Origin of the sequence: Pseudovibrio sp. Ad37 (assembly GCF_001623075.1) — a bacterium.
GTDB lineage: Bacteria > Pseudomonadota > Alphaproteobacteria > Rhizobiales > Stappiaceae > Pseudovibrio.
Genome location: NZ_LMCF01000032.1, coordinates 17,232 through 32,951 on the forward strand (window position 1 = coordinate 17,232; position 15,720 = coordinate 32,951).

Genomic DNA, 15,720 nt, shown 5'->3' on the forward strand with positions numbered 1-15,720 from the left:
CGCTTGGAAGCTACGCCTATTCATAGAGAAGGGTGAATCCCTCAATTCACTCCCACTAATATTGCAGGTCAGCGATGCCTTCGCCTGTTATTTGTCTGACCACACAGCAAGCTCGTTGTTGTTCGGGTCAAGAAAATGGAACCGGCGCCCACCCGGGAAGGTGAAGATCTCGCGGCAGATTTTTGCGCCGTTTTTCACCTGTGTGTCCTGCAGAGCTTCCAAATCTTCGGCATAAAGCACCACAAGCGCCGCACCGCTTGCGGTGGAGGACGACAGGTCTGCCTTGAAGAAACCGCCATTGAAGGCAGCGTAGTCAGGGCCGTAGTCCTCGAAAGTCCAACCGAGTGCATTGCTGTAAAATGTCTGTACGGCTTCCAGATCAGCAGCTGGCAATTCGATGTAATTGATTTTTCCAGATTTCATAATTTCAAATCCCTAAGGAAGCCGAGGGGCTCTTTCCAAAAGGCCTCCCGCAAATCTCCAATATTGCAACAAAATTAGATTAGTGAGATAGATAATTCAGTCCTATCGTTATAGTTGCAAGCAAGATATTCAAATGAAGATTTTTGGTTTTCTCCTTCGTACAATTGCAGCTCTTGCTCTGGGAGTTGTTGCTTTTCTTGGTGCTACGCCGGGCTTTGCTCAATCAGCCCCCAAAGGCGATGCGGCTGTTGCCAGCAGTCCCAAGGTTACCACGCAGCAACACGGAGACTGGATGCTGGAGTGCTATGACCCCGCCGTGAATGGCATGAGCTGCCAGATCAAGCAGCGTGTGGTTCATAATGAGAGTGGCCAGAATATTTTGCTGATGACACTCACCTATAGTCCGAAAGAAAAGAGCGATATGGTGCAATATGTATTGCCGCTCGACTTTCTGTTGGCTCCGGGTGTTGGGGTGAACATCGGTGATTTTCAGGCAGTTGCGCGGGTCAATCGCTGTATGGCGCAAGGCTGTGTGATTGAAGGCAAAACCGAAGAGGCCTTCATCAACGCGATGAAAGCTGCAAAAGATCAAGGACGATTTGTGATGATGTCCAGAGCAGGCAAAAAGGTTGGCATCAACTTTTCAGCCACCGGTTTTACAAAAGCCTACAACGAGATGCGAGCGCAGAACTCAAAGTAAGCTCGTGGTCACTGCGCAGCAATGCAGTTCCATTCACCGCGAAGACCCAAAACAGCTGTAGCGCCGGCAACGGTGCAATGAGAGACTTCAGTGTTGGCAAGATGCAGCTTTGAAGCCGGGTTCGGATTTGCAAGATAGGCAAGGCCAATTGCAGCTGTAAGAGCAAGAGCGGATGCGGCAACGGAGAATACCACTCCAATGCTCTGCTTGGGGTTTGATGAGGGTTGCATAGAGGTCGTCATGTAAGCTTTCTGTTCTTTCAAATGCTGGAAGGGCATTATCAACCAAAGACAGCTATTTCGCTATATTAGGCTATTTATGCTATCCTGTGTCAATCGTGAGATGAGAGGTATGCATGTCAGAAACATTGTCTTTAGTTCTGGAGTCCATTCGTACTTTAGATGATATGGTTCTGGCTTTTCAGAGCGAGGACAAATGCAGTCAGCTTGTTGAGAGCATGGTATGGCCTAAAGGGCGGATTTGCCCTGCATGTGGCTATAAGCATTCGATCTCACTTGCTGATCAAGATAGTGGCCGAGGACGATTACGACCAGGCTTGTATCAGTGCTCAAACAGTCATTGTCGCTTCCAGTTTACAGTCACCACGCGCACGCCGTTGCATGCTACCAAGCTCCCGTTGCAGATCTGGTTGAAAGCAATGTGGCTCATTTTACAGTCTGATAAGGGCCTGTCTTCCGTACGGCTGGCAGAAGCTTTAGGTGTTAGTCAGCCAACAGCCTGGCGTATGGGGCACGCTATTCGTTTGCTGACCGCGCAGGAGCATTTGCTGGATGGCACTGTCGAAACAGATCACTTTTATCTAGGTGGCAACCCTCCGAAAAAGCGGAATGTACCGCCTCCTGGACGTGGAAGAAAAGGGAAGAAGAAAACCGCTAAAACACCAATTCTTTCAATGGTTCAGAGGCCACAGTCAACAGAAGTTGGTAGCCCTGCAGGTCATGCCCGCGCAAGTGTCGTTGCTGATCTTTCAGCCGTGGAGGCAAGTCGTGTCTTTGGCCAGGAACTGGACCTGCAAGCGAACTTGATGAGCGATGACTGGACAGCCTTTGCAGCCCTTGGTCACAACTTCAGCGACCATCAAACAGTAAATCACTCAAAGGATGAATATGTTCGCGGAGCGGTACATATAAACTCCAGTGAGGGTTTTAGCTCCAGAGTCAGACGAACCGTATCCGGTGTTTTTCATCATATCAGCACGGCCCATGCTGATCTTTACATGCATGAAATTGGCTTCCGTTGGTCACAACGTGTTGTAAAGGGGCAGGCTGTCAGGCAAAGCCGCAATGGCAAGAAAAAACTTAGAACCATATGGTCACGTGTTCCTCCTGCCCTGCAAATCGCAAAACTGCTGCGCAATGCTGTTGGGCGTCAAATGCGACGGACCCAGCAAGGTGGTATTTCCGTCAGATCCGAGATAGCTGTCTTTGGTTGATAATGGCCTGCTGGAATTTATGGCAGTGACACGCCATCAGTCTTTTCTGCAATGTAGAACAGCTCTGCAAACCGCATGTGAGCAAGATCCCTAGTTTGCAGCGGTTATTCAAGGGATTTACACTGTTTTTTGTGATTATGTGTGACGTGAAATCCTCTGTTCTCGCCTAAGTTGAAGTGCCTTTGCTGTATTACACCTCTCGCCCTCTTGGAAGCTGCGTAATTTTTCTCTAATCCGTTTCCTAGTGTTTTATGTGTTGGGAGGCACGGTCCCGTGGCGAAGTCCAGTAGCAGTCCATTGATAACCGGCAGTGGTCTTTGGCAGCAGTCGCCTGAGCGTGTGTTGTTTGAAAATCTTTCCTTCGGGCTTAATACAGGCGACCGGATTGGGCTGGTAGGCCACAACGGATGCGGTAAGTCGACGTTTCTCAACATCCTTGCTGGTCGCGGTGAGCCTAGCGAGGGCAGCATCTCTGTCTCCCGTGCTGCTGTCGTTTCCTGTGTTGAGCAGCATCTTCCCAAACAACTGATGGAACTGACGCTGGCTGAGGCGATTCGTGAGGCGTTGCCGAAGGACAAGCGCGACTGGATGGACTGGAAGGTGGATGTGATGCTGCCGGAAATGGGGTTCGAGCCTCACCAGTCCGCAGTGCTTTGTAAGGACCTCAGTGGTGGTCAGATGACACGCCTCATGCTGGCACGTGCTTTGATGACTGAGCCGAACCTGTTGTTGCTGGATGAGCCAAGCAACCACTTGGACCTGCCAACAATCATGTGGCTCGAAAGCTTCCTGAAATCGTGGAAGGGCAGCTTTCTAATGATCTCTCATGACGCGACATTGCTCGATTCCGTTACCAATCGCACCTGGATCCTTAAGGATCGCAAACTAAATGCCTTTGACCTGCCCTGCACGAAGGCCTTGGCAGAACATGAAGTTTTGACCCAAGCACGTATCGCACGACGTGACACTGAGGAAAAAGAGATCAAGCGCGTTGAGGCCAGTGCCAAACGCCTCGCGGATTGGGGGCGGACGTTCGACAACGAGGACCTGTCACGCAAAGCCAAGTCTATGGAAAAGATGGTCGACCGCATGAAGGACGACCAGACTGACGCCGTTGAGGCTTATCCGTGGAACCTGTCTATTGCCGGAGAGCAAATTCAGGCTGACCGCCTGGTTCAGTTGAAGGACCTGACCGTGACGCCGCCTGTGGCGGATGTGTTCCTATACAACGTCGATGACATTGCTGTGCGGCCCGGTGACCGGATTGCGGTTATGGGCGCGAACGGGACGGGTAAATCCAGCCTGTTGCGCTGTTGCTGGGAGAAGCGGACGAGTGAGGCGGGCGACGTGCGGGTCCATCCACGATGCCGGATTGCGTTTTATGATCAGACACTTCAACAGCTTCCAGGGGAAGCTAATCTGGTTGAGGGGATGGTGTCAGTCGGAGAAGCTCTTGGGGTGGATCTACGAGTTCCTGATTGCGAGAAGACCATTATTGCGGCTGGGTTCAAATACAATCAACTATCGCAGAAAGTCTCTCAGTTGAGCGGCGGTGAGCGCGCGCGTTTGTTGCTTGTCTCTCTGTCTCAGGTGCAAGCCAACCTGATGATGCTTGATGAGCCGACCAACCATCTGGATCTTTACGGGCGTAATGAGCTTTCAAATCAACTTCAGTCGTTTAACGGTTCTTTCTTGTTGGTTTCGCACGACAGGCATCTGGTGGAAGCGACATGCAATCGGTTCTGGGTCGTGCAAAATGAGCGTTTGCAGGAAGTCAATGATGTGGATGCCGCGTATGCCTTGATCGCAGACGTTCAGGTGAAAGCTGCCAAAGCTGCTGCCATTGAGCAACCTGCTGTTGAGGCTAGGATTGAGGATACGGCGCCTGAAACAGATCATTCCGGGGAAGATGAACTGCTAGAGCGGTTGATTGAGTTGGAAACGCTGATGGAAGCGGATCTGTCGCGGCGACCGAACCGGCAGTCATCTCACCTGCAAGTGCAATGGAAAGATGAGATTGCTCAAATTCACGAGCGGCTTGAATTGAACGGCTAAACTGGGTCCTCCTCCAGATCAGCAAGAGCCGCACGGAGTTGTGCCTGATGCGTCTCTTTGAGCACGTCGAAAGCTTCTTTTCCATACATGCCCTTGAGTGTGGTCTGTGAGATAGCAAAATGTTGGATTGAACCGATGTGCTGGTAAATCCAACAAAAGAGCTCAGCATCTGAGGCTTTTGACCATCGCTTCATCTTGTGAGCCAGCGCGCCCAGTGCATCCAGAAATGGCTTCATAGGCCAGTTTTCGGAGGTGGTCTGGGCGTCCAGCAGAGCTCTTGCGACCAGTTGTGTGTCCTCCACTTTGCAAAGTGCGTCCTCTGAGAGTTGGAGGAAGAATGTGCGCAACTTGGTTTCTGGCGTAGTCCCCTCGACGTTTTCGATTGAACACAGCAACCGATCAGAAAGCGCGCTGAGCACTTCCTCATAAAGCACTACCTTTGAGCCGAAGAAATGAAGCAGTGCTTGTTTGGTCACCCCAAGTTGGTCTGCAATGCCTGCAAGGCCTGCTGCGTGATACCCCTTCTGTGCGAAGACCGCGCTTGCCGTTGTGATGTAGCGTGTTCTGGGGCTGTCTGCGTGCTGATCCAAATCCTGCTCCCTTTGCGTTCTGTATAGGATAAACTTGACAACTTACCAAGTGGTAAGTGGAGGGTTTGCCATGACGCGAGATGAAGAAATTAGCTTGGTTGCTGAGTTGCTTGGGTTGGATGCTAGGAACGACAAGTTTCTGGATGAGAAAGTCACGCATTCCCCGGTGGAGCGTTACAGCTGTCCTGATCTCTTCACTCAGGAAATGACCACCTTGTTCCGCAGTAGGCCTGTCGCGGCTGCGCAATCTGCTGAGCTGCCAGCAACAAACGCTTTCCTGAGCCGGTCCGTTTCCGGCCTGCTTGTTTTGTTGACCAGAGACGCCACGGGAAAAGCTCATGTATTCCTCAACGTGTGTCGCCACCGTGGTGCGAAGTTGGTGAGAGAGGAAAGTGGCTGCAAGCAAAGGTTCTCATGCCCCTATCATGCATGGACATGGTCGAACCAAGGTGATTTGGTTGCTGTGCCTCAGGAGCAGCAAGGCTTCCCGGATTTAGACCGCTCCCAACATGGTCTCAGGGAACTTCCAGTTCTAGAAGCCCATGGCTTTATTTGGATTATTGCCAATCCAAACTTTATAAATGCAGAGGAAATCCAGCAATGCCTAGCGCCACTCTCCGAAGACTTGTCATGGTTGGAGCTTGCTGATCACCGGATCGCGGTTGAAGAAACCTTTGAAATTGCTGCCAATTGGAAGACGCTGATTGAAGGTGGGATCGAGGCCTATCATTTCCGTGTGGCTCACCGCAAAACGATTGGTCCGTACTTTCCAGATAATCTGTCCAGCTATCAAATGCTGGGGGGTAACATGCGGTCTGTGTTGCCGCGCATCAATCTGTTTGAGTTGAGAGATAAACCTCAGGAGGAGTGGAGCATTCGTGAGCATGCCAACATCATCTATTCTGTCTTACCCGGAACGCAGCTGCTTGTTCAACAAGATCATGTTGTCTGGGTGCATTGTGAGTCGCTTGCCGTTGACCGCACACGGGTCCGATTGGCGACACTGGTCCGGAACTCCATGCCGCAAACTGATGAAATGCAGAAGCATTGGGTTCGCAATCAGGCAATCACCTCAACGACCCTGACTGAAGACTTTGAGTTGGGAGAAGAGATTCAGCAAGGGTTTGCTTCCGGCGCCAACACGCATCTTACTTTTGGCCGCTTTGAAGGTGCACTTGATCGCTTTAACCAAGTCCTTGAAGATGCAATGAAAGTGACGGAAGAGGTATAGGCTGCGAAGTGCAGATAAAAGAAAAGCCCGCTGAATGAACAGCGGGCTTCTCGCAAAATTCCGAAGCAAATGGCTTAGCCAACGAACGCGCGCTCAACCACGAATGTGGATGGGGCTGCGTTGGAACCTTCTTCAAGGCCATGCTTTTCAAGGATCGCTTTAGTATCGTTGATCATTTCCATAGAACCACAGATCATACCGCGGTCAATCGCAGAATCAAGCTTTGGCACGCCAAGGTCTTCGAAGAGCTTGCCGTTTTCGATCAGAGTGGTGATGCGTTCCCGACAAGGATATGGTTCACGGGTTGCTGCTGTGTGCAGGCGCAGTTTTCCAGCTGCGAATTCACCAACGAGTGGATCGTTCTTCACTTCCTCAACCAGTTCCTTCGCGTAGGTGAGTTCATTCACTTCGCGGCAAGTCTGGGTCAGAATAACTTCCTCAAACTTCTCATAGGTTTCTGGATCACGGATCAAGGATGCGAACGGAGCAACACCAGTACCGGTAGAGAACATGTAAAGACGACGGCCTGGTATCAGGGCGTCATTTACGAGCGTGCCGGTCGGCTTCTTACGCATAAGAACGGTGTCGCCTGGCTGAATCTTCTGCAGATGTTCAGTCAGCGGACCGTCCTGAACTTTAATGGAGAAGAACTCCAGCTCTTCGTCCCAGGATGGGCTTGCGATGGAGTAAGCGCGGAAAACCGGCTTCTCAGCATTTGGCAGGCCGATCATAACAAACTCGCCAGAACGGAAACGGAAAGAGCTTGGGCGCGTGATGCGGAATTTAAACAGACGGTCAGTGTAGTGTTTAACGGACACTACTTTTTCAGCAAATACGTTTGCTGGAATAGGAAATTCGGTCTTGGCTTCCTGATCAAGCACAGGAGCTGGGGCCAACGCTGCGTCGGTCATTTGCAATCCTTAGATTGTTTTGATTAGGCCATAGCCCGATACTTGGCCAATTGTTGCCTCCGCTTTATCCGAGCCAAGGCCCGAAAAGCAACCATTTTATAAGTAAAATTTCAGAAATTTACTCGTGAAAGTGACTAAATCACCGTCGGAGCTCAAAGAACTGTCAGTTTCTGAAAGAAAGCTTGTAAGATGAGCTGACATGAGAATTCAGCAATAGGTGGAACTACTCAAAGCAAGTCGCTAGTAAAGATGACTTGAGTTTGTTCATGAATCAGCTTTGCGTGCCTGCTCTAAGGTCAAGATAGCAAGATATGTTCAGCCCCTCTGTGTTGTAAGGGTGGAAATGATGACAGGCAGAGGAAACGGGACGTGAAAGTGGAGCAGAACAAGGCAGCCTATGAGAAGCGAATGCTGCGTGTTCTTGAATATATCTATGAAAATCTGGATGGAGATCTAAGCCTTGATGCTTTGGCTGATGTCGCCTGCATGTCGCGCTTTCACTGGCATCGTGTTTTCCAGAGCATGCGCGGTGAAACGCTGGCGAGCTCAATACGTCGCATTCGGTTGAACAGGGCTGCGTTAGATCTTATCCAGACAAAACAAGCTGTTACCGAGATTGCGGAGAGATATGGTTACCCGAGTGCACAGAGTTTTTCTCGTGCGTTTAAGGGAGAGTATGGCGTTGCACCCGGCCAGTTCCGTGAAAATAAAAGCGCGGCTCCTGAGATTGCCTCCGAGAAAAACAGTATCTTTTCAATGCATCCAGTTGAAATTAGAGATGTGCCTGAAAAGAGCTTGCAGGTCCTTTGCCATCGCGGTTCCTATTCTGACATGGGAGTTGTGTATAGCAAATTGGCGGCAATGCTGTCTTCTCGTGGTGTGATCCGTAAATGTGGGCCGTTTGTTGGCATTTATTATGACGATCCTTCAATCGTCCCACCAGATGAATTACGCTCACGTGTGGGTGCAGTTGTTCCACCGCAGTTTGAAAATACTGAGGGACTTGAAGCACATAGTATTCCAGCTGGACGCTGTGCTGTGCTGCGTCATCAGGGGCCGTATGCAGGTTTGCAGGCGGCTTTCTGTTACCTTTATGGGGTGTGGCTGCCGAACTCAGGTGAAGAGGCCGCGGACCACCCGTGTTATGAGGTGTTTTGGAACAGCCCAACCAACACCGCTCCTGAAGATCTCGTTGTCGAGATCTATTTACCGCTGCAATAACAATATCTTATAGAAGCATACGCCCGTCTTCAATTCTGTAGGATATTGTCCTCTTCCTGGGTTTCCTGCTTCTCATTGATGTTGCCATCCTTGTTGATTTCCTTGATGCAAGCCTCCTGATCGGCAGCAGACATGTTGGTGAAACCAAAATTCGGCGGATACCCCAGTGGATCGGAGCCAGCGCCGCCTGTGCGGTATTTTTCTGCAATATCGGGACAATCAGAAACTGGGCTCACGATGTCGGGGTATTCGGACTTCAGAGGATTGGCGTTTTCGTTTGCGACGGGGTTGTCAGCAAAGTTGTTGATTTGCGCGGCGCCATAACCTGTTGAAAATGCGAAGAAACTCAATGCTATAAGTGTTGTTATTGCTTTTGCTTGCATGTCAGTTGCACCCACCACTCGGAGAAAAGAAGGTCGGCTGCATTAAACAGGAAACCCACAAAGGTTGTGTGAGCGCTTATGTTTTAATTGCGTTTATTTGGGTAATACACCGCTCTTAAGTTGCCAGCGGCTCGCTTTACAAGCGCTTAACCTATGCGTAAGGTTTGGGTTCGCTCTGGAGGTTTTGACCTTTCACCGCGAATGGGGGGACGTCATGTTGAAGAAGATTGGCTGGGGTGTTCTGGCCGTTGTGTTGCTGTTGGCAGCGGGTGCTTTTTACTTCCGGCAAGACATTGCCGAGATCCGCGCCGTGATGGCTTATGCGGATGCATTCAAACCTGAGAACATCGATCAGAAATTCAGATCGCTTTACAAAGAGTATTCCAGTACCTCGGTAAAAGCGCCAAATGAGACCTATGAGTTGCCTCGGGCGCATCAGGCTTCGCCGATGCCAGCGACCTTTATGTACAAGGGCGAGGCAGCCTCTACGGCAGATTATATTCTGGATTCTCACACCACCGGCCTTGCCATCATGCACAATGGTAAGCTGATCCATGAGTACTATGATCGCGGCAACACTGCTGAGACACATGCCATTCAGATGTCCGTCTCCAAATCCATGGCTTCCATCCTTGTTGGGGTGGCGCTTGATGAAGGGCACATCGAGAGTGTGGAAGATCAGGTCGTCAAGTATGTGCCGGAGCTCAAGGGAACGGCCTATGACGGTGTGCGACTGAATGACGTGCTGGAAATGTCGTCGGGTGTGCGCTGGAACGAGAACTACGCTGATCTGAATTCAGACATCGTCCAGTCTGTCGTCGCAATCCTGCTGGGTTCTCAGGATGAGTTCACCAAGGATGTGCCGCGTGAGCTGGAGCCGGGAACTTACAATCGCTATTCCTCTATTGATACGCATGTTGTGGGCTGGGTGCTGCGTGGGGCGACCGGCAAACCCTATAAAGAATGGTTCAACGAGAAGCTCTGGTCCAAGATTGGCGCTGAATCCTCTGCTGAAATCATGGTGGATCAGGAAGGTGAACCGGTTGTCTTTGGCGGGGTGAACATCCGCCTGCGTGATATGCTGCGGGTTGGGATGGTGCTGGAGCGTGGTGGTTTGAACCACAAAGGCGAGCGTATCGTGTCGGAAGAGTGGATCAACACATCGGTCACGCCAGATGAGCCGCGCTTGATGCCCGGCTACAACAATCCGCAGAGCCCCTCACCGCTTGGCTACAAATACCAGTGGTGGCTGCCGCTGGAATCCGATCAGGGTGACTTCACCGCAATCGGCATTCACGGCCAGTTCCTCTATATCAACCCGGCTCGAAATGTGGTGATCGCCAAAACCTCGACCTATCCGTCCTATCAACGCGATAAGGAGATGGTGAAGATGAAGTCGATCGCGCTGTTTCAGGCCATTGCCCGCCATTTGAGCGACGTGCCGAACTCTTAAAACGCGTTCTGATTGATAAGAACTCGCTTCATAGAAAAAGCCGGCTCAGGGAGAGAACCGGCTTTTATAAAATCGTGGATGCTCTGCGTTATGCAGGCTGGCCTGTTGCTGCAAGCAGAACTTCGCGGATGTTGACGTTCTGTGGCTGCTGGTAAACGAACATCACGGTGTCTGCCACGTTCTGTGGGTCCAGTACGCCGCCCATCTCTTTCTTCCACTGCTCGTAACCATCAATGATGTCCTGAGATGTGGTGTGAGACAGCAATTCAGTCTGCACAGCGCCCGGAGCAATGGTCATGACGCGCACGTTGTCTGCTGCCACTTCTTCACGCAGGTTTTCGCTGATGGCGTGAACGGCAAACTTGGTGCCGCAGTAAGCTGCGTGTGCCGGGAATGTTTTGCGGCCTGCAATGGAGCTGACGTTGATGATGGAGCCGCCTTTACGCGCTTTCATGCCTGGCAGAACTGCGTGGATGCCATTGAGAACACCTTTCACATTCAGGTCGATCATGCGGTCCCATTCAGTTGGATCCTGAACGGACAGATCACCCAGCAGCATGCAGCCAGCGTTGTTGACGAGTGCGTCTGCAGGGCCGAACTTGTCTTCAGCTTCCTTTACAGATGCAATCAGCTGCTCACGACTGGTGACGTCAACGCCGCGGCACAGTGTGTTTGGAAGACCCAGAGCTTCCATCTGCTCAACCCGGCGAGCAAGCAGAAGAAGTGGGTGGCCAGCTGCGCTGAAAGACTTCGCAATCGCTGCACCAATGCCGGAACTTGCGCCAGTGATAATGATAAGTGGCTTTGTCATTTTGTTTTCCTGCCTAGTTAGCTTTTTCTTGAGCAAGATGAACTTGCGTTGTGTTGAGGCGATTGTACAAAAATGATCACGCTGATAAATATGGGTAATCCGAAATGATTGTTAGGCTGAAATGAACAATATCTACTGGAATGGCCTTCGCTCGTTTCTGGCTGTGGCAGAATATGGCAGTTTTACCTTAGCCTCTGATGAAACGGGTCTTTCAAAAGCAAGCTTAAGCCAACAGGTGAGTCAGCTGGAGGAGCAGCTGGATGTGCAGCTGTTGTTTAGAACCACCCGCAAACTGCGCCTGACTGAAATTGGTGAGCGTTACTATGAAATGTGCCGCACCGGCGTGAAGCAGATTGAAGATGCATCTGATTTGGCATCGCAGGCGACGGACAGCCTGACGGGCCCCATTCGTATGAATGCCGTAGGTGGTTTGATTGGCGAGGAGCTGATTGCACCGCTGGTGATTGAGTATCAGCACGCCAATCCGGGGATTGAGGTGAAACTGGATTTTTCCAGCATCCGGGAAGACTTGCTGGAGACCGACTACGATCTTGTGTTGCGGATGGGAGATTTAGAAGACAGCACCCTGATTGCCCGCAAGCTGTATACCATCACAACACGCTATGTGGCGTCCCCGTCCTTTGTGGCGGCTCATTCCAAAATCCGCCACCCTTCTGATCTCAAAGGCCTTCCTTTCATTTCCGGCAGTGTGCAGGAATGGATTTTCACGCGCGGACAAGAGCGCATTGTGGTGCAGGCGGAAAAGGGATTCCAGATCTCCAATGGCCGCGTCATGTGTCAGGCAGCGGCAGCGGGCTTGGGTGTTGCGCGCCTTGCGGATGTTTACACTGATGCACTCATCAAACGCGGCGAGTTGACGGAAATGCTTTCTGGATGGAAGCAGACAACACCGCTTTGGCTGGTGAGCCCGCCAACACGGCACCAACTGCACCGGGTGCGGGAATTGATGAATTACCTCACAGCCAACTTCAAAACCCGCTATGAGGCGGTGCTGGGTTAGCGGCGGTAGGTGCCAACAAAGTCATCTGGCACAACAGCGCCTGCGGGGCTGGAGTTGGGGACATTCACGCCAACCGGAATGAAGACACGTTGGATGATGATCTTGTCGCCATCTGGCGGTGGTGGGCCGGGAAGCACGGCGCCTTGCGTGGTTTTGTAGCCTTTCAACTCGCAAATGAGATTTCTGCTCTCAAATCCGGCAGGAACAACCATCGGGCCGGGCGTGTGCTTTACAAAGATGGATGACCGATACCCTTCCAGAAAACAGAAAGCACCATCAGGCGTGGTGTTGACCGTAATCAGCGTTGCCCCCGGTGGAATCTCTATGGAGGGCGAATAGGCCTGTGGCAGGCGCTCTTCATCAGAAACGCACCCTGCTAATAGGGGAAGAGTGATTGCGAGAGTGCTTAAAGGGAGCTTGATTTGCAAGTTGTGGGCCTCTTCAGGACGATCTGCAAAAGGTAACGGGCACATGAAAAGGATGACACCCATAAGAATTGCTGAGGTTGTTTTGCTGATAGCCTCAAAAATAGTGAGGAGTGGTGGTGACCTCTCCGAAAGACAAGGAGTTATCCAACACTGGATCCACTGAAGATTTTGCAAGCAGACCCGCCGTAACTCTCGATAATACTCACAAGGATCAGACTGTTTTATGCGGGATGAGCGACTGTTACTTTCCTGAGAATGCTTCAGCTTAAAGCCTGCAAAGTTTAGATGCCGAGTAAGGTTTGAATGGAAGTTTCTGGCTATGCAGCGTGATGCACGGCGTTCGAAATATCAGATAGAGTGTTCAAAATGCACACGAACTTTGTAAGGCGGATTAGGAATGCTCGGTTTTTTTATGAACCAGAGGATTGTATTTCGGTGCATGCAAGTGTGCTGTTTCCTGTCCTATGTCTTTGCGGGTGAAGATAATCTGGAGCTTTCATGGTGAAATCAGCAGTTTAGGTCGTGGATAGGTGGTGCTTTGCCGAAGTATATTTTTTTTGATTATTGAAGCGGGTTAAGGAATACATCTTGTTGGCATGTTGATAGTCAGACAGGTAATTTCTTCATTTTCTCAGTTTAATTTTATTCTCGAATTGAACTTGGTTCACGCATTAATGATGGAAGTTGCGCATAAAACACTAAGGAAAATTCGACAGGTTTTGTACTCTTGCATCCACGAAATTAGGAAGTATCTATGAGAGAGTGAACCGAAAGGTGCACAAGGATACTTTGAGCCCATATAGCCGTTTTGCGCAGATTAACGGAACGAGAATGACAAAATTAGGTGAAGCCACGCTGAAGCTGTTGGAAAATAGCACAGTACGAAAAGGTCTTGCTGAACTCCGCGTGGGGATCGAAAAAGAAGCTCTGCGTGTTGGCAGAGATGGCTTTATGTCATTGCGTGATCACCCGGAATCTCTGGGTAAAACGCTAACGCACAAGTTTATCACGACAGACTTTTCTGAGGCTCAGGTGGAGTTCATCACACCTGCTGTGCATTCTGTTGCAGAGAGCCTGGATTTTCTGAAAGAACTGCAGGCTTTTGCAGCGCGTAAGACGGATGATGGCGAGTATTTGTGGAATGCGTCCATGCCGCCGGAAATTGCCGGTGATGAGACGATCCGCATCGCGGAGTATGGAAACTCGAATGCGGCGCAGATCAAAACGCTGTACCGCAAGGGACTGGCGCATCGCTATGGCAAGCGTATGCAGACGATCTCCGGGATCCACTACAACTTCTCCATCTCCGATGGCCTTTGGCACGAGTTTCATGAGCAGTGTACCTCCGGCGGAAGCCTTCAGGACTTCCGCAGTGCAGGGTATCTCGGCCTGATCCGTAACCTGCAGCGTCATGGCTGGCTGGTGCTTTACCTGTTTGGAGCTTCTCCTGCCGTCGACAAAAGCTATCTGGCATCCCCGCATCCAACCCTGTCTATGCTGGGTGATGACACTTATTTTGGCGAATATGCAACGTCTCTGCGCATGAGCGATCTGGGTTACACCAGCGTCGTGCAGAGTGAGCTGGACATTCACTACAACTCTCTTTGCGATTACATTGAAGGCCTGCGCGGCGCTCTTGCAACGTCTGTGCGCCAGTACGAGCAAATTGGTGTGGCGGAAGAAGGCGATTACAAGCAGATCAACACGCACCAGCTGCAGCTTGAAAACGAGCTGTACGGCTCTGCACGGCCTAAGCGAAACACCAAGGAAGGCGAGCGCCCGATTGCTGCGCTGTGTCGCCGTGGTGTCGAATACATCGAATTGCGCTCTCTCGACATCAATCCGCTCAACCCGATCGGGATTTGTGAGCAGCAGGCTCACTTCCTCAATGCCTTCCTGACCCATATGACCCTTGCTCCGTCTCCATGTATCTCCTCTGGAGAGCAGCAGGCGCTCAACGATCAGCAGCGCATGGTTGCCTGGCAGGGTCGTCTGCCAAACCTGATGCTACCTGCCTACGGGGATGGTGGTATGGAACTGCGTGAAGCAGGCCATCAGGTTCTTGATGATATGCGTCTGACAGCTCAGATCATGGATGAAGTGTACGGTGGTACAGGCCATACAGACGCTGTGAACGCGCAGGCGGCTAAGCTGGACAATCCTGAGCTCACACCATCCGCTCAAATTTTGAAAGGCGTGAAGCAGAAGGGCTCTTACACCGGCTTTATCGCTGATCTTTCCAAGAACCAATCTGATCACCTGAAAGCCATGCCGCTGTCTGGTGAGCGTCTGAAGTTCCAGGAAGCGATGGTTTCTCAGTCCCGCGCCGCTTATGAGCAGGTTGAAACGCAAGCGGGTAGCCACAGTTTCGATCATTTCCTGGATTCGCAAAACACAACAGAAGTTTTGCCACCAGAATGTCTGGACGGCCAGTGAAGCCTGCCCCTGAACACGGAAGGCAAGGCTTGCTCCAAATCCTGCCCTACACATCTGATGACCACGACGTGCTCGCTGCGCTCTATGAGAGCGTGGCGAGCCGTACGTTTGCCTATGATTACACCAGCCTCGTAGATGCCAGCCAGTTTCAAAGCCTTGTTGAGGGGGAGGATGTCTGGGTCTTGAAGTATGCAGGAGAGCGTATCGGCTTCATTGGGTATTTCACGCCAGAGCACTTCCTGCATTCGCTGTACATAGACTACGCCCACCACAAACGCGGGTTCGGGCGACAGGCACTTCAGTTTTTGCTGGAAAATTATGGCTGCAGGCACGAGTTGAAAGTGCACCGCATTAATCAGCCTGCGTTGAAGTTTTACAGCGCGCTTGGATACGAGGATATCACTGCACAGGCCGATGCTCATCAAACCTGGCAGCGTTTGCGCTCTCCAGAGGCAATTCTGGATCACTCACCGGCTATTGCGGTGGGAGAGCAAGCCTCTCACCGACAATAAATTCAATATATCAAACTATTAGAGCACGCCGCGTTCATTAACATTCACGCATCGCGCTCTAATATCTTTGGTGGAGCGAATTCTTGTCGTTT

General features: G+C 51.1%; 16 protein-coding genes. 9 read left to right on the top strand and 7 right to left on the bottom strand.

All coding sequences use genetic code 11. The features are described 5' to 3' along the window. Positions 1-87: 87 nt before the first annotated feature. Positions 88-426, bottom strand: coding sequence for a VOC family protein (locus PsAD37_RS08960; RefSeq protein ID WP_063295850.1), 339 nt, complete (start codon positions 424-426; stop codon positions 88-90). A 130-nt stretch (positions 427-556) separates the two neighbouring features. Here PsAD37_RS08960 and PsAD37_RS08965 point away from each other — a divergent pair, with 130 nt between their 5' ends. Further along, complete coding sequence (locus PsAD37_RS08965; RefSeq protein WP_063295851.1) at positions 557-1,123, top strand: invasion associated locus B family protein; 567 nt, start codon at positions 557-559, stop codon at positions 1,121-1,123. An 8-nt stretch (positions 1,124-1,131) separates the two neighbouring features. Here the strand turns inward: PsAD37_RS08965 and PsAD37_RS08970 are convergent, their stop codons facing one another. Continuing rightward, on the bottom strand, positions 1,132-1,365 hold the full coding sequence (locus tag PsAD37_RS08970; RefSeq protein ID WP_063293025.1) for a hypothetical protein: 234 nt from the start codon (positions 1,363-1,365) through the stop codon (positions 1,132-1,134). A gap of 113 nt (positions 1,366-1,478) precedes the next feature. On the opposite strand from PsAD37_RS08970, the gene PsAD37_RS08975 reads away from it, so the two are divergent. Next, on the top strand, positions 1,479-2,576 hold the full coding sequence (locus PsAD37_RS08975; RefSeq protein ID WP_063295852.1) for an IS1595 family transposase: 1,098 nt from the start codon (positions 1,479-1,481) through the stop codon (positions 2,574-2,576). A gap of 273 nt (positions 2,577-2,849) precedes the next feature. Then, on the top strand, positions 2,850-4,631 hold the full coding sequence (locus tag PsAD37_RS08980; RefSeq protein WP_063295853.1) for an ABC-F family ATP-binding cassette domain-containing protein: 1,782 nt from the start codon (positions 2,850-2,852) through the stop codon (positions 4,629-4,631). Here PsAD37_RS08980 and PsAD37_RS08985 read toward each other — a convergent pair. Further along, entirely contained in the window at positions 4,628-5,221 is a 594-nt protein-coding gene (locus PsAD37_RS08985; protein WP_063295854.1) for a TetR/AcrR family transcriptional regulator, read from the bottom strand. The two genes, PsAD37_RS08980 and PsAD37_RS08985, sit on opposite strands and share 4 nt — an antisense overlap. Before the next feature lie 70 nt (positions 5,222-5,291). Between PsAD37_RS08985 and PsAD37_RS08990 the strand changes: the two genes are divergently transcribed. Next, complete coding sequence (locus PsAD37_RS08990; RefSeq protein WP_063295855.1) at positions 5,292-6,452, top strand: SRPBCC family protein; 1,161 nt, start codon at positions 5,292-5,294, stop codon at positions 6,450-6,452. 74 nt (positions 6,453-6,526) lie between these two features. On the opposite strand, the gene PsAD37_RS08995 is transcribed toward PsAD37_RS08990, so the two are convergent. Further along, positions 6,527-7,363: a ferredoxin--NADP reductase gene (locus PsAD37_RS08995; RefSeq protein ID WP_063295856.1), complete on the bottom strand. Its 837-nt coding sequence runs from the start codon at positions 7,361-7,363 to the stop codon at positions 6,527-6,529. Between the two features lie 375 nt (positions 7,364-7,738). On the opposite strand from PsAD37_RS08995, the gene PsAD37_RS09000 reads away from it, so the two are divergent. Then, positions 7,739-8,584, top strand: coding sequence for a GyrI-like domain-containing protein (locus tag PsAD37_RS09000; protein ID WP_208991786.1), 846 nt, complete (start codon positions 7,739-7,741; stop codon positions 8,582-8,584). Positions 8,585-8,613: 29 nt separating this feature from the next. Here the strand turns inward: PsAD37_RS09000 and PsAD37_RS09005 are convergent, their stop codons facing one another. Then, positions 8,614-8,967, bottom strand: coding sequence for a hypothetical protein (locus PsAD37_RS09005; protein WP_063295914.1), 354 nt, complete (start codon positions 8,965-8,967; stop codon positions 8,614-8,616). 214 nt (positions 8,968-9,181) lie between these two features. Here PsAD37_RS09005 and PsAD37_RS09010 point away from each other — a divergent pair, with 214 nt between their 5' ends. Further along, a complete protein-coding gene (locus PsAD37_RS09010) occupies positions 9,182-10,420 on the top strand; it encodes a serine hydrolase (protein ID WP_063295858.1) in 1,239 nt (412 codons plus the stop codon). A gap of 88 nt (positions 10,421-10,508) precedes the next feature. On the opposite strand, the gene PsAD37_RS09015 is transcribed toward PsAD37_RS09010, so the two are convergent. Continuing rightward, positions 10,509-11,231 (bottom strand): SDR family oxidoreductase, encoded by a 723-nt coding sequence (locus PsAD37_RS09015; protein WP_063295859.1) that lies wholly within the window; start codon positions 11,229-11,231, stop codon positions 10,509-10,511. Positions 11,232-11,352: 121 nt separating this feature from the next. Between PsAD37_RS09015 and PsAD37_RS09020 the strand changes: the two genes are divergently transcribed. Next, positions 11,353-12,252 (top strand): LysR family transcriptional regulator, encoded by a 900-nt coding sequence (locus PsAD37_RS09020; protein ID WP_063295860.1) that lies wholly within the window; start codon positions 11,353-11,355, stop codon positions 12,250-12,252. Here PsAD37_RS09020 and PsAD37_RS09025 read toward each other — a convergent pair. Beyond that, a complete protein-coding gene (locus tag PsAD37_RS09025) occupies positions 12,249-12,743 on the bottom strand; it encodes a hypothetical protein (protein WP_063295861.1) in 495 nt (164 codons plus the stop codon). The two genes, PsAD37_RS09020 and PsAD37_RS09025, sit on opposite strands and share 4 nt — an antisense overlap. Before the next feature lie 768 nt (positions 12,744-13,511). Between PsAD37_RS09025 and gshA the strand changes: the two genes are divergently transcribed. Next, positions 13,512-15,116, top strand: a complete 1,605-nt coding sequence (gshA, locus tag PsAD37_RS09030; protein WP_063295862.1) for a glutamate--cysteine ligase — start codon at positions 13,512-13,514, stop codon at positions 15,114-15,116. Further along, positions 15,098-15,628, top strand: coding sequence for a GNAT family N-acetyltransferase (locus PsAD37_RS09035; protein ID WP_084403632.1), 531 nt, complete (start codon positions 15,098-15,100; stop codon positions 15,626-15,628). Before gshA ends, PsAD37_RS09035 begins: the two co-directional genes overlap by 19 nt. Positions 15,629-15,720 lie beyond the last annotated feature (92 nt).